The sequence below is a fragment of the Aeromonas sp. S18(2024) genome, assembly GCF_041402525.1.
In the GTDB taxonomy this organism is placed as follows: Bacteria; Pseudomonadota; Gammaproteobacteria; order Enterobacterales; family Aeromonadaceae; genus Aeromonas; species Aeromonas enteropelogenes.
The window spans coordinates 435,291-452,376 of sequence record NZ_JBGLQV010000003.1; the positions used below are offsets into that span (position 1 = coordinate 435,291).

16 protein-coding genes and 1 riboswitch are annotated in these 17,086 nt (G+C 63.6%); of the genes, 7 read left to right on the plus strand and 9 right to left on the minus strand.

Annotated elements, in window-relative coordinates; genetic code table 11:
* Positions 1 to 40: 40 nt before the first annotated feature.
* The 5 genes from ACB034_RS08195 to ACB034_RS08215 are packed head-to-tail and all read right to left on the minus strand — an operon-like array spanning position 41 to position 7,410.
* The gene (locus tag ACB034_RS08195; RefSeq protein WP_371172557.1) at positions 41 to 2,833 is read right to left on the minus strand and encodes an FAD-binding and (Fe-S)-binding domain-containing protein; all 2,793 of its coding nucleotides are present in this window, start codon (positions 2,831 to 2,833) and stop codon (positions 41 to 43) included.
* On the minus strand, positions 2,833 to 3,477 hold the full coding sequence (locus tag ACB034_RS08200; protein ID WP_371172558.1) for a lactate utilization protein C: 645 nt from the start codon (positions 3,475 to 3,477) through the stop codon (positions 2,833 to 2,835). Before ACB034_RS08200 ends, ACB034_RS08195 begins: the two co-directional genes overlap by 1 nt.
* A gap of 1 nt (position 3,478) precedes the next feature.
* Positions 3,479 to 4,915, minus strand: coding sequence for a LutB/LldF family L-lactate oxidation iron-sulfur protein (locus ACB034_RS08205; RefSeq protein ID WP_371172559.1), 1,437 nt, complete (start codon positions 4,913 to 4,915; stop codon positions 3,479 to 3,481).
* Entirely contained in the window at positions 4,908 to 5,699 is a 792-nt protein-coding gene (locus tag ACB034_RS08210) for a (Fe-S)-binding protein (protein ID WP_201979155.1), read from the minus strand. The genes ACB034_RS08205 and ACB034_RS08210 overlap by 8 nt, the downstream gene beginning before the upstream one ends.
* A gap of 13 nt (positions 5,700 to 5,712) precedes the next feature.
* Positions 5,713 to 7,410 carry an L-lactate permease gene (locus tag ACB034_RS08215; protein WP_371172560.1) on the minus strand — a complete coding sequence of 566 codons (1,698 nt, stop codon included), beginning with the start codon at positions 7,408 to 7,410 and terminating at the stop codon, positions 5,713 to 5,715.
* 63 nt (positions 7,411 to 7,473) lie between these two features.
* Between ACB034_RS08215 and ACB034_RS08220 the strand changes: the two genes are divergently transcribed.
* Both ACB034_RS08220 and ACB034_RS08225 read left to right on the plus strand, forming a co-directional pair.
* On the plus strand, positions 7,474 to 8,451 hold the full coding sequence (locus ACB034_RS08220) for a LysR family transcriptional regulator (protein WP_371172561.1): 978 nt from the start codon (positions 7,474 to 7,476) through the stop codon (positions 8,449 to 8,451).
* A gap of 76 nt (positions 8,452 to 8,527) precedes the next feature.
* Positions 8,528 to 8,812, plus strand: a complete 285-nt coding sequence (locus tag ACB034_RS08225; protein ID WP_042025999.1) for a ribbon-helix-helix domain-containing protein — start codon at positions 8,528 to 8,530, stop codon at positions 8,810 to 8,812.
* 54 nt (positions 8,813 to 8,866) lie between these two features.
* Here the strand turns inward: ACB034_RS08225 and ACB034_RS08230 are convergent, their stop codons facing one another.
* Positions 8,867 to 9,262: a glyoxalase superfamily protein gene (locus ACB034_RS08230; RefSeq protein WP_371172562.1), complete on the minus strand. Its 396-nt coding sequence runs from the start codon at positions 9,260 to 9,262 to the stop codon at positions 8,867 to 8,869.
* 99 nt (positions 9,263 to 9,361) lie between these two features.
* Positions 9,362 to 10,144 carry an alpha/beta fold hydrolase gene (locus ACB034_RS08235; RefSeq protein ID WP_026456517.1) on the minus strand — a complete coding sequence of 261 codons (783 nt, stop codon included), beginning with the start codon at positions 10,142 to 10,144 and terminating at the stop codon, positions 9,362 to 9,364.
* A gap of 118 nt (positions 10,145 to 10,262) precedes the next feature.
* Between ACB034_RS08235 and ACB034_RS08240 the strand changes: the two genes are divergently transcribed.
* The 3 genes from ACB034_RS08240 to ACB034_RS08250 are packed head-to-tail and all read left to right on the plus strand — an operon-like array spanning position 10,263 to position 11,491.
* Positions 10,263 to 10,625 carry an MmcQ/YjbR family DNA-binding protein gene (locus ACB034_RS08240; RefSeq protein ID WP_223377292.1) on the plus strand — a complete coding sequence of 121 codons (363 nt, stop codon included), beginning with the start codon at positions 10,263 to 10,265 and terminating at the stop codon, positions 10,623 to 10,625.
* On the plus strand, positions 10,622 to 11,098 hold the full coding sequence (locus ACB034_RS08245; RefSeq protein WP_223377290.1) for a GNAT family N-acetyltransferase: 477 nt from the start codon (positions 10,622 to 10,624) through the stop codon (positions 11,096 to 11,098). The genes ACB034_RS08240 and ACB034_RS08245 overlap by 4 nt, the downstream gene beginning before the upstream one ends.
* 57 nt (positions 11,099 to 11,155) lie before the next feature.
* On the plus strand, positions 11,156 to 11,491 hold the full coding sequence (locus ACB034_RS08250; RefSeq protein ID WP_201939978.1) for a DUF3802 family protein: 336 nt from the start codon (positions 11,156 to 11,158) through the stop codon (positions 11,489 to 11,491).
* A gap of 243 nt (positions 11,492 to 11,734) precedes the next feature.
* Here ACB034_RS08250 and msrA read toward each other — a convergent pair whose 3' ends face one another.
* On the minus strand, positions 11,735 to 12,367 hold the full coding sequence (msrA, locus tag ACB034_RS08255) for a peptide-methionine (S)-S-oxide reductase MsrA (RefSeq protein ID WP_026456505.1): 633 nt from the start codon (positions 12,365 to 12,367) through the stop codon (positions 11,735 to 11,737).
* A gap of 269 nt (positions 12,368 to 12,636) precedes the next feature.
* Between msrA and argA the strand changes: the two genes are divergently transcribed.
* Positions 12,637 to 13,965 carry an amino-acid N-acetyltransferase gene (gene argA, locus ACB034_RS08260; protein WP_042071699.1) on the plus strand — a complete coding sequence of 443 codons (1,329 nt, stop codon included), beginning with the start codon at positions 12,637 to 12,639 and terminating at the stop codon, positions 13,963 to 13,965.
* A 107-nt stretch (positions 13,966 to 14,072) separates the two neighbouring features.
* Positions 14,073 to 14,296, plus strand: a riboswitch (Lysine riboswitch).
* A gap of 89 nt (positions 14,297 to 14,385) precedes the next feature.
* Positions 14,386 to 15,738 carry a lysine-sensitive aspartokinase 3 gene (lysC, locus tag ACB034_RS08265; RefSeq protein WP_371172563.1) on the plus strand — a complete coding sequence of 451 codons (1,353 nt, stop codon included), beginning with the start codon at positions 14,386 to 14,388 and terminating at the stop codon, positions 15,736 to 15,738.
* A gap of 64 nt (positions 15,739 to 15,802) precedes the next feature.
* Here the strand turns inward: lysC and ACB034_RS08270 are convergent, their stop codons facing one another.
* Entirely contained in the window at positions 15,803 to 16,888 is a 1,086-nt protein-coding gene (locus ACB034_RS08270) for a hypothetical protein (protein WP_342017103.1), read from the minus strand.
* Positions 16,889 to 17,086 lie beyond the last annotated feature (198 nt).

Consider the following 17,086-nt stretch of genomic DNA (forward strand, 5'->3'; position numbering starts at 1 on the left):
CAACCTGTAACCCCAGCATAATTATTTGCCGGGGTTTTATTTATTTCGCCGCCTGATCCACCAGATAGAGGATGCTGTGATAGGGAATGCCGGCGTGCTGGCTGAGCCCCATTTCGCAGGTGCGGCTATTGCTGAACCCCTGACGGCAATTGGCGGGGACCTGAGCGGGCAGGCTGGCGAGCGCGGCGGCGTTGAGCTCCGGGGTCATCAGCCCCTTGTCGCCAGCAAAGCCGCAGCACTGGATATGCTCTGGCACGATCACCTCGCGGGCGCAGGCGCGGGCCACCGCCAGCATCTTATCCCCCAACCCCATGCGCCGGCTGCTGCAGGTGATATGGAGCATCACTGTCTCATCGATGGGGGTCAGCTCAAGGTGGGGTAGCAGGTGTTCCAGCACAAAGGCGGAGGGTTCGAACACCCGAAGGCCCTTGCCAAGCGCCCCCGAGAGCAGTCGCTGCACGCAGGGGCTGGTGTCGAGCAGCACGGGCCAGCGCCCCAGCTCGCTTGCCTGCCACAATGCCTCGGCTAGCTCAATACGCTTGGCGGCAGCCACCTCGGCCATCCCTTTGCTGTCATAGGGCATGCCGCAGCAGAGCCCCTCAACTCTCGCCGGCACGATTACCCGGCAACCTGCCTTCTTGAGCAGGGATAGCACTACGTCCGGCAGTGACGGGGCATCCTCTTGCTGACCGAATACCCGGCTGGCGCAGGAGGGCAGATAAACAACAGCGCGATCCCTTGCTTCGTCATTGCTCCCCTCCCCTGGCGGCAATTGGTAGCGGCTTGGCCCCGGCAGGGTCGGCAACCAGGCGGGCGGGCGCTGGCCGCTCAGATGGCGAACCCCGTTCACCAATCCTGCCAGCGCCTTGTCTCCGAGCAGCTTGCCGGCAATCCCTTTGAGGCCCAGCGCACTGCGCGCCGTGCGGGTGACACCGGCGAAGTGATCGGCGCTCCAGCGGGCGATGGGCACGAAGCGCTGGTACTTGTCAGTGCGCAGCTTCTTGATGAGCGCTCCGGTATTGATGCCGACCGGGCAGCGATCGGCGCAGAGCCCGGTGGCGGCGCAGGTGTCGATACCCTGATAGTCAAACAGCCGGGCCAGCTGGTTGGAGGGCTCATCGGCACGATTGCGGCGGGCCAGTTCGCGGTAAAGCACGATGCGTTGGCGCGGCGAGAGCGACAGGGTGCGCGAGGGGCAGACCGCCTCGCAAAAGCCGCACTCGATGCACGGATCGACGATGGCATCGCTCGCCGGCATGGGCTTGAGGTGGGCCAGGTGGGCCTTGGGGTCGTCGTTGATGATGACGCCGGGATTGAGCAGACCATGGGGGTCCAGCAGCGCCTTGATGCGGCGCATCAGCGCCATCCCCTCCGGCCCCCACTCCAGTTCCACATAGGGGGCCATGTTGCGGCCGGTGCCGTGCTCGGCCTTGAGGGACCCGCCAAAGCGCACGGCGACCAGCTCCGCCACCGCATCCATAAAGGCGCCGTAGCGGGCCACCTGGGCCGGATCCTCAAAGCCCTGGGTAAAGACGAAGTGCAGGTTCCCCTCCAGCGCGTGGCCAAAGATGATGGCTTCACCGTATTCGAAGCGATCAAACAGTTGCTGCAGCCCCGCCACCCCCTCCGCCAGACGTTCGATGGGAAAGGCGACATCCTCGATGATGACGGTGGTACCGGTGGTGCGCACCGCCCCCACCGCCGGGAAGAGCCCCTTGCGAATAGCCCAGAGGCCGGCGCTGTCGCCGGTAAAGGGCACAGAGGCGACCTGAGCGAACCCGGCGGCCATGGCCGTCACCTGCTCACAACGATCGACCAGCTCCTCTTTCGACTCCCCATGCACCTCGACAAGCAGGGCGCAGGCGGCCAGGTCCAGCTCTTTGATAAAGTCCGGCAGGCCGGGCTTGTCCGCGACCGAGCGAAGGGAGCGTCCATCCATCAGCTCCACCGCCGCCACCGGCGCACTTTTAAGGCGCGAGGTGGCCAGACACGCCTGTTCGGCATCCCGGAACACCAGCAGGGCCGAGGCCTTGTGGGGGTATTCAGGCACGGTATCGAGCACCACCTCGGCGATAAAGCCGAGGGTCCCCTCCGAGCCGATCATCAGGTGGGTGAGGATATCGATGGGCTCCTCATGGTCGAGCAGGGCATTGATGGCGTAGCCCGTGGTATTCTTGAGCCGGTACTTGTGGCGAATTTTGGCGGCAAGCTCGGTATTGGCCAGCACCTCGGCGCGCAGGGCGGCGAGCCCCGTGATCAGCTCCGGGCGCCTGGCCGCCAAGGCGGCGCGACTATGCGGATCGCCGCTGTCCAGCACGGTGCCATCGGCCAGCAGCAGGGTCATGGCGTGCAGGGTGTGATAGCTGTTGTGGGCGGTGCCGCAGCACATGCCGCTCGCGTTGTTGGCGGCGATGCCGCCCAGCTTGCAGGCGTTGATGGAGGCCGGATCCGGCCCAATCTTGCGCCCCAGAGGCGCCAGATAGCGGTTGGCATCGGCGCCGATCACCCCGGGTTGCAGGGCAATGCGGGCGCCATTGTCCAGAATGCGGTGGCCGCGCCAGCTGTCGGTCAGGGTAATGAGCACCGAATCGCTCAGGGCCTGACCCGAGAGGCTGGTACCGGCGGCGCGAAAGGTGCACGGCAGGTGCAATTCGCGGCACACCCCCAGCACGAAGCGCACCTCATCCAAGGAGTCGAGGCGTACGATGCGCTCTGGCACCAGCCGGTAGAAGCTGGCATCCGTGCCGTGGGCGAGGCGCAAATCCGGATCGCTCACCAGCCGCTCGCGTGGGATGCGCGAGAGCACGGCGGCATCAAACTGGTTCCAGCGCATCAGCAATCCTCCACCAGCACCACCAAGAGGCGGCTCGGGCCGTGGGCGCCGTAGGCCAGGGTCTGCTGGATGTCGGCGGTCTTGGAGGGGCCGGAGACCAGCAGCAGATTGGTGGGCATGACCTGCTGCCAGCGCCCGGCCTCCACCAACCCCGCCAGGTTGTCGGCGATGGTGGAGGCCGCCAGCAGGGCGATATGGCAGGGAGGCACCAGGGATAAGGTGCGCGGCTCGCCGCCATCGGGCAGCAACACCAGGGTGCCGGTATCGGCGATGGCCCCCGCGCAGTGGGTGATGCCCGCCTGACAGACGTCGAACAGATCGTCTTTCCAGCCGGCGAACTCCCCCGCCGGGGTCAGCACCGAGCGCCCGGCGCAGGCAGCAGCGACTTCATCTTGCCAGCGGCCGCCCTGGCCACAGGCCAGATGCGTCACACCTTCCTCATCCAGCCAGGCGGTCAGATCCCGGGCAAGGGTCGCCTCCTTGACGGTGAGGATCTCGGCGTGGCTGGCGGTGATCATGCCAAGAAAGCGCTCGCGCCGCGCGTTGTCATCTACCCCGCGCCAGGGCTGCCAGCCATGGGGAGCCTGGGCAATGGGGGTGGCGGCGCCGCGCAGGCGGTTCAAGATAGCCTCTTTGCTCGACATCTCAGGACTCCTTCTTTTTCTGGCGCAGCAGGGCGTGCAGGCTCTGGGGAGCGGGTTTGGGGGCTTCGCGGCACTGGGTCCAGGGGCCCAGATGTTTGGGCATCAGCCCCCGCAGGCGACCGGCCACACCGGTCGCGGCGTGGTAGAGGCGCGGGTGGGTGGCGGCGAAGGCAAAGCCTTGAATGGCAAGCGTCTCGAGCCGGCTCCTGGCCGCTCCCTGCCCCGCCAGCGGTTCGTGGCCGGGTTCTGCGTCGTGTTTGGCCTCCCGGCGCAGGCGCTGCAACATGTCGGGAATGGGGATGCGCACCGGGCACACCTCGCCGCAGGCGCCGCACAGGCTGGACGCCGTCACCAGATCCTGGGTGCTTTCCAGCCCCAGCAGATGGGGGGAGATGATCTTGCCGATGGGGCCCGGGTAGATGGTGCCGTAGGCGTGGCCGCCGATGCGGGTGTAGACCGGGCAGTGGTTCATGCAGGCGCCGCAGCGGATGCACTGCAGGGTCTTGCGCAGCTCTTCGTCCCGATAGGCCTGGCTGCGACCGTTGTCGAGCAGCACCAGGTGCACCTCGTCGGGGCCGTCCAGCTCCCCTGCCCGGCGCGGGCCGCTGATGACGTTGAAATAGGTGGTGATGGCCTGGCCGGTGGCCGAGCGGGTCAGGGCACTGTAGAGGGGCGGCACGTCGGAGAGGAACTCCACCACCTTCTCGATGCCGGTGATGGCCACGTGGACCTTGGGCACAGTCGTGCACATGCGCCCGTTGCCCTCGTTCTCGACGAGGCACAGGCTGCCGGTCTCCGCCACCGCGAAGTTGACGCCGGAGAGCCCCATGCCGGCGCGGCGAAACTCTTCGCGCAGGGCCCGCCGCCCGGTCTGGATCAGGGCGTCCACGTCGGTGGTGGGGGTAAAGCCTTCGAGGTTGCTTGCGAAGGTATCGCTCACCTCCTGCTTGTTCTTGTGGATGGCGGGCATGATGATGTGGGACGGAGTGTCGCCGTCGAGCTGGACGATAAACTCCCCCATGTCGCTCTCAAGGCAACGGATGCCGTGGCGCGCCATCTCGTGGTTGAAGCCCACCTCCTCGCTCACCATGGACTTGCCCTTGACGATGCTGCTCACCCCGTGTTGCTGGGCGATGCCGAGGATGATGGCGTTGGCCTCGGCCGGCGTCTGGGCCCAGTGCACCTTGATGCCGTTGCGCTCACAGTTGGCTTCGAGCTGCTCCAGCAGCTCCGGCAGGCGCGAGAGGCAGCGCTGGCGGATCTGCTCCACCGCATCGCGCACCGCCGCTTCTTCCTGCGGATCGGCGAAGGCGTCCCGCCGCTTGCCTCGCAGGTAATCCATGGCGCCACGAAAGTTCTGGCGCAGCACGGGGTCGGCCAGGGCCGCCTCGGCCTGGGGGTGGAAGCGGCGCGGCGAATACTTGGCGTGATCACTCATGATGGGCCCCCTGTTTTTGCGCTTGTAAGCCCTGAGCCACCGGCTCGCTATGGGCGAGCAGGAAGCTGGCCAGATGGGTGGCGGGCAAGATTTTGCCCTGATAGGCCAGGGATCCCTTGATGTTCAATAGGCACCCCCAGTCGGCGCTCACCAGGGTATCGGCGCCGGTGGCCAGCAGATGGCGGGTCTTGTCTTCGACCATGGCCTGACTGATGTGGGGGTGGCGCACCGAGAAGGTGCCGCCAAAGCCGCAGCACTCGCTCTCGTAGGCCTGCTCGTTCAGGGTCACGCCCTCGAGCTGCCCCAGCAGGCTGCGAGCCGTGGTGTGCACCTGCATCTCGCGCCGGGCCGAGCAGGAGGTGTGCATGACGATGCTCGCCTCCCCCACGGCGCGCCAGCGCACCCGGCAGACCCGGGCCAGAAACTCGGTCAGCTCGAACACCCGCTCGCAAAACGCTGTCACCTCGGGGCTGTCCGGGAAGAGGCGAGCATAGTGATGGTGCATCATGCCGCCGCAGGAGCCCGACAGCACCACCACGGGCCAGGGCTCGGGGAAGAGCGCCATCTGGCTTTTCGCCACCTTGCGCGCTTCCTCCTCGTGACCCGAGGTGTAGGCCGGCTGGCCGCAGCAGGTCTGCTTCTCGACAAAGTGCACCCTTATCCCCTCCCGCTCGATCAGGGCGATGGCATCGAGCCCCGCCACCGGGTCGAACAGGTCCACCAGACAGGTGGCGTAGAGATAGACATCGGCCGGCTTGGCCGGATAGACCCGCATTACCTTCATCACTTGCTCTCCTTTACTTCAACTGCAGCAGTGCGTCCGAGACGTGGAAGCTGTACATGAGCGCCAACCCGATAAGGCCGGTGGCCAGCAGGTAGTAGAGGGTCGGCAGCGCCGTCTTGCGCAGCGTCGCCCCCTCGCGGCCCAAGAGACCCACGGTGGCCGAGGCCGCCACCACGTTGTGAATGGCAATCATGTTGCCGGCCGCGGCGCCGACCGCCTGCAGTGCCAGCATGGCGGCGGTGGAGACGCCGAGGGTCTGGGCCACCTCGAACTGGAACTGGCTGAACATCATGTTCGACACCGTGTTGGAGCCGGCGATAAAGGCCCCCAGCGCGCCGATAGTGGCGCTCAGGGCCGGGAAGAACTCCCCCACCAGGCCGGCGGCAAAATTCGCGGTGGTCACCGGCATGCTGGCGAGATCCGCCCCGTTGACGCCGGAGTTGATGAAGATGCGCACCATGGGCACGGTGAAAATCAGCACGAAGCCGGCGCCGATCAGGGTGCGGCTCGACTCGCTCACGGCGCGGCCGAGGGGCGCCAGGGCGCGGGCCTGAATGAGGGTGGCGATCAGGGCGCAGAGCACCAGCAGGCCCCCCGGCAGGTAGAGCGGCTCAATGGAGGCACTCACCCCCTTCTCCCCCAGTAGATCGGTGAAGGCGAGGCTCACCGACAGGAGGCTTGCCTTGAACTCCGGGCTCACCCGGCTCGCCACCAGCAGGAGGGCCAGCGCCACATAGGGGAGCCAGGCCAGCAGAAGGGACATGGGACGGCCGGCGGCCTCTTTGAGATCGAGCTTCAGGGAGCCCAGCCACTCGGCGGGCCACTCGTTCTCGGGGGCGAAATCCCAGGAGTTCTTGGGCACCAGAAAACCATGGCGCGCCGCCGTCACCACCAGGGCCAGCCCCACCAGCCCGCCGATGAGGGACGGGAACTCAGGACCAAGCAGCATGCCGGTCAGGGCATAGGGCACGGTGAAGGCGAGCCCGGCGAAAATCGCGAAGGGCAGGATGGAGAGCCCCTCGGTCCAGCTGCGGTTGCGGCCGAAGAAGCGGGTCAGCATCATCACCATCAGCACCGGCATCAGGGTGCCGACCACGGCGTGAATGAGGGCCACGTTGGTGGTCACCTGCTGCAGGTAGATGTCCCAGCTGCTGCCGCCGGCGCTCAGGGTATGGCCGATGGCCTGGTTATCCAGCCCCTTGTTGATGCCCACCAGGATGGGGGTACCCACCGCGCCGAAGGATACCGGAGTGGACTGGATCATCATGCCGAGCAGCACGGCGGCGAGCGCCGGAAAGCCGATGGCCACCAGCAGGGGGGCGGCGATGGCCGCCGGGGTGCCAAACCCTGAGGCTCCCTCGATAAAGGCGCCGAAGCACCAGGCGATGATGATGGCCTGGATGCGCCGATCCGGCGAGATGTTGGTAAAGCCGCCGCGAATGGCGCTGATGGCGCCGGTGTGCTTGAGGGTGTTGAGCATCAGGATGGCGCCGAACACGATCCAGAGCACGGTCACCGTGATGATGAGCCCCTGCAGGCTGGAGGCGAGCACCCGGGTCGGGCTCATCTGCCAGCCCCAGAGGGCGATGAATACGGTCAGGATAAAGGCGATGGGCATGGCGCGCTTGGCGGGCCAGTTGAGGCCGACCAGCAGCACGGCGGCCACCACGATCGGCGAGAAGGCCACCAGGGCCAACAGGGTGTCTGTCATCATTGCATCCTTGTCCAGAGGTCGTGCGACGGGCGCACCTTGTTGTTGTTTTGTTAAGCGAACGTGACCTTACCCTGTTCCTTTTTCGCGATATATGGAAATAATGAACAACATTCATTCCTAAAATCGACAAATATGGCCAGTACCGACGACCTCATTCTCTTCGCTCAGGTGGTGGAGGCCGGCTCCTTCAGCAAGGTGGCCGAACAAAATTCCCTGACAAATTCAGTGGTTAGCAAGCGGATTGGGCGCCTGGAAGAGGAGCTCGGGGTGCAGCTGCTCTATCGCACCACCCGCCGGCTCACCCTGAGCGAGGCGGGCAAGGAGCTCTATCAGGGTGCCAAAAATGTGAAGGCCGCCGCACTAGACGCCTTCGATGCAGTGGCGGGATTTGGTGAAAAGGTGAGCGGTCATGTGCGCATGTCGGTGCCCACCATCTCGGGGGAGCTGCTGCTCGCCGACGCCGTGGCCGATTTTTGCCAGCAGCACCCCGGGCTCACGGTGGAGATGTCCCTCGACAATCGCTTCGTCAATCTGGTGGAAGAGGGGTTCGACCTGGTCATTCGCACCGGCTATCTGGATGACTCGAGCCTGATTGCCCGCCACATCCTCGACTCCCAGTGGGTGATCTGCGCTGCCCCCGCCTACGTGCGCCGCTTCGGGGCGCCGCGCGAGCCGTCAGACTTGCTTGAGCACAACTGCCTGCGCTACGCCTACCAGAGTACGGGGGCCTCGGAGTGGGCCTTCAAGGGGGAACAGGGGGACTATCTCTTGTCGGTATCGGGGAACTTCTCCACCGACAACGCCAGCGCCCTGCGCAAGGCGGCACTGGGGGGGCGCGGCATCGTCTATGTGCCGCGCTGTCTCGTCTATCACGACCTGATGAACGGCGAGCTGGTGGACTTGTTTCCGGACCGGGTGGGCAAGAAGCTCGGCATCTACGCGGTCTACCCCTTCACCCGCCAGCCGCCGCGCAAGATAAGGCTGCTGATCGAGCATATCCGCCAGCGCTACCTCGACATTGCCCACTACTTCGTGTGAGCGAACGGGTTGGCGACTTTGACCTGACGGGAGGCCTTGCTTACCATGGCCTCCCCGTTTACCCAAGAGGCGCCCCATGTGCACCGTTTTCTCCGGCCAGGATCCCTACAACTACACCAGCACCACCCGTTCGGTGCGGATCTGCGGCCATAGCACCAGCATCCGGCTGGAAAACAAGTTCTGGGATATTCTCGAGCAGCTCTGCCACGCCCAGGGGCGCTCCATGGGACAGTTTCTCTCCGAGCTCTATCAGGAGGCGCAGGGCAACGGCATGGAGATGGGCAACTTTGCCTCCCTGCTGCGCTGCTCCTGCCTCATCTATCTCGAATCCAACCCCGCGACCGCTCGGAACGCCGCCTGAAAAAACGGCCGAAGGATCCCCTATGGCCGTCAAGTACATGCTGCCAGTTCAGCGTCAGGCGAAGCGCCCGCTGCGCTCGATAAATTCAATCTTGTAACCGTCAGGGTCGGTCACGAAGAAGAACCGGGCCAGCAGGTTGCCCTCGTGCTGCATCGCCTTGACCGGCGCGGGCGTGAGCCCAAGCGCCGTCAGCCGTTGATGGGCCGCCTCTATATCCTCCACCGCTACCGCCAGATGGCCGTAGCCGCTGCCGTGGCTGTAGGGCTCGGCCTGTCCGTGATTGTGGGTGAGTTCGAGCTCGAAGCCGCTCTTTGCATTGGCAAGATAGGTGAGGGAGAAACCGTCGAAGGGGAAGTGATCCCGCACCTCCAGTTCGAGGGCATCGCGGTAGAAACGGGTGGAGGCATCCAGATCGCGAACCCGGATCATGGTGTGGATGAGTTTGGTCATGTTGGCTCCTTATCAATGGGAGCCACAGGGTAGCGAAGCGCACGGCGCGCCGGGTAGTAGCGGAGTACCACAGCGGTCGGCAACCGCAAGGCGCCCGATTCAGGGGCGCTGGGCGGTGAGAAAGGCCAGGGTGGTGCGGTTGAACTGCTCGGGCTGCTCCACGTTGCAGACGTGACCGCACTGCTCGATCACCATCAGGGAGGCGCTGGCATCGCGGGCCACCTGTTCGCGCACCGGCGCCAAGAACATGTGATCCTCCTCCCCCATCACATAGAGGGTGGGAATGGGCAGGGCGCGCTCGCGAAAATAGCGCATCAGGGGATTGACCTCGGTGGCGAGGCGAAACCAGCGCTTGAACTCTTTCTGGCAGAGCTTGCGCGCCTCGCGCACGAAGAGATTGCGGGACTCCTGATGATGCTGGCGCGGCATGATGATGAAGGCGAACAAGCGGTAGAGCCACATGTAGGGCAGGATGTGCTGGCCGAGGCGACCGAGCTGCACCAGCACCCGGGAGCGGATGTCGAGGCGCAGGATGGCGCCCCCCAGCACCATGCTCTTGACCCGCTCGGGGCAGAGCTCCGCCAGATGGCGAATAAGGATGGTGCCCAGAGAGATGCCGACGAAGTGGGCACGGCGGATATTCAGATGATCGAGCAGACGAACGATGTCCTCGGTCACGGCGCGAAAGCTGTAGTGGCCCTGGATCACCTGCTGCAGCTTGTGGGACTGACCGTGGCCGCGCAGATCCAGCAGCAGCACGTTGAAGTGCTCGCGATAGGCACGCAGCTGTCTGAACCAGATGGAAGAGCTGCCACCCGCCCCGTGCACGAACACAACCCAATCCCGTTCGGGACCCAGCTCGAAGGTCTTGTGGTACAACATCCAATGGGCTCCTTCTGTGATGGGGGGTATACTCGGCAGCGCGCATAGTAACAGAAGCAAGCCCCTGATAGATATGCGCAAACCATGACCAGGATCACCCCTTACGCGAGAACCCACCATGGATCTGACTCACTTGCGCCAGTTTCTGCTCACCCTGCCGGGTGCCACCGAAGACACGCCCTTTGGTCCGGAGATCCTGGTCTACCGCATCGCCGGCAAGATGTTTGCGCTGGTGGACTGGCAGGCGGAGCCCCTCTCCATCAACCTCAAATGCGAGCCCGAGCTGGCTCTGCTGCTGCGAGAACTTCACCCCGAGGTCAAACCGGGCTGGCACATGAACAAACAGCACTGGAACACGGTCACCCTGAGCGACACCCTGGCCGAGGATCTCTGGCAGGGCTGGGTGCACCACTCCTATGAGAGGGTCGTCGCCGGCTTGCCCAAGGCAAAACGCCCGCAGACTCCTCAGGCCAAGTCATGACGTCGCAACTTCATATCGTCCCGCTGAGCGAGCAGCATATCCCCGCCCTCATCGCCCTGTTCGAACAGGCGGTGCGCCGCGCAGGCCCCGAGCACTACAGCCCGGAGCAGGTGGAGCAGTGGGCTTTGGGTGCCCATCATCCCGGCTTTGCCAATCAGCTTCGCGAGCACCACGGCTGGGTCGCCTGCTGGGGCGACACGCCCCTGGGTTTCGTCACCTTGAGCCAGGACGGACAGCTGAGCCTTCTTTATGTGAGCGCCGAGCATCAGCGCCAGGGACTTGGCAACCTGCTGCTGACCACGGCGTTGGCAAACGCCCCCCTGCTCGGGCTCAAAGCGGTGACCACCGAAGCCAGCGCCTTCAGTTATGGGCTATTTTTACGACATGGTTTTACCCTGACCGGGATGGAGTGTGTGGAGCGTGGCGGGGTCAGTTTTACCCGATATCGCCTGTTCTGCCGCTTGCCAAGCTAGGTCAAGCCACTAAAATACGCCTGATTTTCGTATTGTTACTGTATTGAGGCTGCACCCATGGTGGTAGAAAGTGATGGCTATATCTCGCTGATCGAGTATCTGGTAGAGCGTTTGGGACTGTTCGAGACCCAACAACAGAGTGAAGGGGGCGAGACCATCGAGGATCTGGTCAGCGGCCGCGTGGCCAGCAACCTGATGGCCATCTGCGAGCAGCATCCCGAGCTCGATCCCAAGGTGCGTTTCGTCATCATGCAGGAAGCGGATGCCGTGGTAGCGGATCTGGAAGAGGTCCTCTCTGCCGTCTGGCTGCGCGCCCCGACCCCGGAACAGCAAGCCTTCCTCGAAGAGTTCATCGATCTCATCAAGAACCTGTTTGACAGCGCGATCGCCTGATCCGCGCCTGTTTCACTCTCCTTCGCCAGAAAATGAAAAGGGCCGCCTTGTCAGGCAGCCCTGCTTGCTATCATTTTCAACCCACCCGACCGTTCACTTATCGAGTGGTTCTCAAGGCATGAAATGTGTCTGGACTTTGCATCCGATCCCTGGACGCTAATCAGTTAGTCAGCGGTCGTCGCAGTAAGTTCCAGACTTTGATCTGATATTTTTACTTTTTTTAAAAACCAGCTACCGCTCGCCTCAACGATTGAGCGACGGCGGCAGGCAAACCCCAATTCCCCCCAGGCCACAATAGCCATCCGGGTTCTTCTCCAGGTACTGCTGGTGATAATCCTCGGCGTAATAGAAGGGAGCATAGGGCAGGATGCGGGTGGTAATGGCGCGACTGTCGCCGCTGGCCACCATGGCCTGCTGGAACGCCGCCAGGCTCTGCTGGGCGATGGCCTGCTGGCTCTCGTCACCATGGAAGATAACCGACCGGTACTGGGTACCGATATCGCCCCCCTGGCGCATCCCCTGGGCCGGATCATGCTGCTCCCAAAAGAGCTTGAGCAGGTCGCCGTAGCTAATCACCTTGGGATCAAACACCACCTGCACCGTCTCGGCGTGGCCGGTCAGGCCGCTGCAGACCTCTTTATAGGTGGGATTGGGGGTCAACCCGCCCTGATAGCCGGCGGCAGTGGAATAGACTCCCGGCTGCTGCCAGAACAGACGCTCGACACCCCAGAAGCACCCCATGCCAAACCAGGCGATCTCCATCCCTTCAGGCCAGGGGCCCTGAGTCGGGTGACCGTTCACCGCATGTTGCTGGCCAATCACCATCGCCTCGCGGCGGCCCGGCAGCGCATCTGCCGGCGAAATAATCTGTTCCATGAACCCTGTCCTTGTATAAAACCCTGTGTCATCGCACAGCTGACGAAAAGGAATATCGAAGATAACAGTTTATCGCCCCGGATCAACCAGAGCTCCCCTGCATAATCCTGTGATGGCTCACTCCCCTCCTCTACACCAGTCGCCAAGGCAACTGAACAAGGGAAACAACGGCGGGACCAGAAACCCCACAAATCAATATTTAGTCTTGATTTGTGAATTTATTTTCATATATTGAGCGAGTCGCTGTTTTTTTATGGAAGATCCCTCAAGTGCGTGAACGCGAACCCAGTCTGGTCAATGCTTTCCGGCAATCCACCCCCTACGTCAACGTGCATCGGGGTGCCACCTTTGTCTTGATGATCGGGGGCGAGGCCATCGCCCACCCCAACTTTGCCAATATCGTCAGCGATATCGCCCTGCTGCAGACCTTAGGGATACGCCTGGTGCTGGTGTTCGGTTCACGTCCGCAAAATGACGAGGCACTGGCCCGCGCCGGCATCGACGCCCAGTACCACAAGCGAACCCGGGTTACCGATGACGAAAGCTTCGCCCTCATCAAACAGGTGTGCGGCGGCCTGCAATACGACATCACGGCCCAGCTCTCCATGGGACTGGCCAACACCCCCATGCAGGGGGCCCGCATCAGCGTGGTGAGCGGCAACTTCGTCACCGCCCAGCCGCTCGGAGTGGATGACGGCATCGATTTTTGCCACAGCGGCCGGGTACGCCGCATCGACGTGGAGGGGATCTCCCGCCAGCTGGATCAGAAAAGCCTGGTGCTCATTTCCCCCATCGGCTGCTCGGTCACCGGCGAGAGCTTTAACCTCAGCTCCGAGGAGGTGGCGCGCCGGGTGGCAGTGGATTTGAAAGCGGACAAGCTCATCTGTTTTAGCAGCACCCAGGGGGTGATGGACAGACACGGTGAGGCCATCTCGGAGCTCTTCCCCGAACAGGCCGAGGAACTATTGGTGGAGCTGGAGCAGGCGGGGGCCGAGATGTCCGGCACCGCCCGTTATCTGCGCGCGGCGATTGCCTCCTGCCGTGGCGGCGTGCCCCGCTCCCACCTGGTGAGCTACAAGGAGGACGGCGCCATGTTGCAGGAGCTGTTCAGCCGCGACGGTCTCGGTACCCAGATAGTGCGCGAAAGCGCCGAGCAGGCCCGCGCCGCCACCATAGAGGATATCGGCGGCATTCTCGACCTCATCCGCCCGCTGGAGGAGGAAGGGATCCTGGTGCGCCGCTCCCGCGAGCAGCTGGAGATGGAGATCGACAAGTTCACCATCATAGATCGCGATGGCCTCATCATCGGCTGCGCCGCCCTCTACTGCTTCCACGAGGAGGCGATGGCCGAGATGGCCTGCGTCGCTATCCACCCCGACTACCGCAACTCCAATCGTGGGGATCAGCTGGTGGCCAAGGTGGCCGAGCGGGCCAAGCGGCTCGGGATCCGCAGCCTGTTCGTGCTCACTACCCGCTCCATCCACTGGTTCCGGGAACGGGGTTTCGAGCCGCTGGAGGTGGAAGAGCTGCCGGTGGCACGCCAGCGCCTCTACAACTGGCAGCGCCGCTCCAAGGTTTTGTCAAAGAGCATTGCGTAACTTGTTGATTCTGCGTTTAGTTGAAGACTAATTTGAACTTTTTCACAAACTCGATTGACAGTGTAATCCAACGCAGGTTATTTCTAATTGTACTCCACCGCCACGGTGGAGCCAGAAGAGGAGCGCTGCCCAGGCAGCCCAAGGGAGGACGCCAGAGTCCGGTGAACTTGGGTCAGGGGGAGCAGCGCCGAGATGGACGAGGTAACTGGATGCCTCGCTGTCGGCTGCGGGGGCTGAATCCCCCGGGTTGTCATCGGTAGTGGTCATCCCCCACCGAGCTCTCACAGGGCGGGTACGGGATGGGCTCTGCGGATGGAGTGCTTCTGGCCGGGATAGCTTCGATCATTCCTGCCATTTTCAGCCTCCTCCTCTCTTTTTGCCCGATGGAACCGGATTTTTATATTAAGACAGGAGTACGCAATGAGCCCGATCAATGTCGCCAAGTTTGGCGGAACCAGTGTCGCCAACGCCGCGGCCATGAACAACTGCGCCGATATCGTGCTGGCCAACCCCACCACCCGGGTGGTGGTGCTGAGCGCCAGTGCCGGCGTCACCAATCTCTTGGTAGCGCTGGCCCAGGGCGAGCTGGATGAGACGGGCCAAGAGGCGCAACTGGGCAAGCTGGCGGAGATCCAGCACGCCATTTTGGCCGATCTGGGCAACCCGGACGACGTGAGCGAGTTCATCCGGGCCCAGCTTGGCGAGATCCGCACCATGGCGCGCCAGGCCAACCAGCAGACCGACGCCGAGCTGGCCGATCGCCTCATCGCCTGTGGTGAGATCATCTCCACCCGCCTCTTTACCGAGCTGTTGCACCAGCGCGGCGTCAAGGCCCACTGGCAGGATGTGCGCCAGCTGATGCGCACCGACAGTCGCTTTGGCAAGGCCACCGTGGATATCGCTGCCACCCGCACCCTCTGCCAGCAAGCCCTGGCCCCTATGCTTGGGGACACCCTCGTCATCACCCAGGGCTTCATCGGCGCCGATGGCGACGGTCGCACCACTACCCTGGGTCGCGGCGGCTCCGATTACAGCGCTGCCCTGCTCGCCGAGGCGCTGGACGCTGGCAGCATAGAGATCTGGACCGACGTGCCCGGCATCTACACCACGGATCCGCGCCTCGTCACCCGCGCCCGTCCCATCCCGGAGATCAGCTTCGTCGAGGCGGCCGAGATGGCCACCTTCGGTGCCAAGGTGCTGCATCCGGCGACCCTGCAACCTGCGGTGCGCCAGAACATTCCGGTGTTTGTCGGCTCCAGCAAGGATCCGGCGGCGGGGGGAACCTGGATCCGCTCCAGCACGGATTCGAGCCCGCTGTTTCGCGCCGTGGCCCTGCGCCGCAACCAGGTGCTGGTGACCCTGCACAGCCTCAACATGTTCCACGCCTATGGCTTTCTGGCCGAGGTGTTTGGCATCCTGGCCCGCCACCGCATCTCGGTGGATCTCATCACCACCTCGGAGGTGAGCGTATCGCTCACCCTGGATCACACCGGCAGCCAGAGCAACGGCGAGCCCGTCTTGAGTGACAAGGTACTGGCGGAGCTGGGGCAGCTGTGCAAGGTGGAAGTGGAGACGGGGCTTGCGCTGGTAGCCCTCATCGGCAACCGCATGAGCGAGGTGAACGGGGTTGGCAGCCAGGTCTTCTCGACCCTGCGGGATCACAACATCCGGATGATCTGCTACGGCGCCAGCGCCCACAACCTCTGCTTCCTGGTACAGGAGTCGGACGCCGGCAACATAGTCAACTGCCTCCATCAGGAGCTGCTGGATTAAGCAGCTTCCATAGCAGAGGGCACCTTGGGGTGCCCTCTTTTTTGCCTTCACGGTTGACCCTGTTTCAGGCCGGCGTCGCCACCGGCAGCTGGCAGGCCATGGCCTCGCGGCGCTGTCGCTGCAAGCGCGCCAGCATGTCATCCCGGCTGGTGCCCTCTTCCTGCCCAGGCAGGTTATCCACCAGCAGGGGATAGTGATCGGTGACCGCCTGCTCCAGCCAGTCGAGACGGCGCAGGGTGAGCGGGCCGCAGCTCTGGCCGCTCAGATCGTCCGCTACATCGAGCTTGTGGCTGCGATACATGTCGCGCCACCAGTTGGCGGCAAGCGCCTCGTCACTGGCCAGCGCCGCGCTCCACTCCCCCTGCAGGGCATGCAGCCGCGCCAGCACGGGGGCGCTCGCCCCCTGGCGACCGAGATGGAGGATCTCCTGCTTCACCCAGGCAAGGCAGAGCTCGCGCCAGTAGCGAAACTGCGGCAAGGGATCGGGCTCATCGAGCCAGAGTCCGGAGAGGGTGCGGGTCTCCAGCCGCTCCGGCACATGAAACTGGGGGTCGACCAGCCCGTTGGAGTTGTATTCGAAGCGGGGATCGAAGGTCCACATGTAGCCAAAATCGAAGACGCTGATCTGCTCACCGTCATCGAGCAGGTTGCCGGGGCTCGGATCCCAGTCAAACCAGCCCCAGCGAGCCAGCTCCCCCTCCACCTCCAGCATCTGGGCCAGATTGCGCTCGTTGAGGCTATGCACCGGCACGCCACGCAGCCAGGGAGAGACCAGGATGCCGGCCCGGGCCGAGCCATAGCTGGTGCAGACCACGTGGGAGAGGATGGTGGGATGGAGCTCACGCAGCGCTTCTATTTCCCGGCGGCGCTCCAGCTCAGTCAGAAAGGCGGTCTTGCCATCGAGATTGGCGACCAGTGAATCCTGGCGGCGCCGCTTCAGGCACCAGTGATGGCCATCGACCTTGAGGTGGAACACCTCGGCCGTCAGGCCGTGGCGATAGACCTTGAGCACGGCGGGATGCGTCTCCTTGAGATTGACCAGTTGCCCCACGGGCAGCGGGCAATCGCGCTCGCGCCCGATCCGCACCTCTTCCTTGCTCTCCAGCATGCGCAGCAATCTGGCCTGACGCGCCATCACTTTAGGATTCATATATGTACCTCCCGGCTCTATTGAGAGACTAAACAGCCCACTCTCCCCAAACCAGCGGCAAAACATCATGATGACGCTTTCATCACAGAATCCGTGCAGCCTCTCGATCAGGATCACAATTTGCAGGGATGTATCGTCACCCAATATTCATCAAGCCGTCATTAAATTGACAAGCAGGAACAAGGTCAGCACCATCGG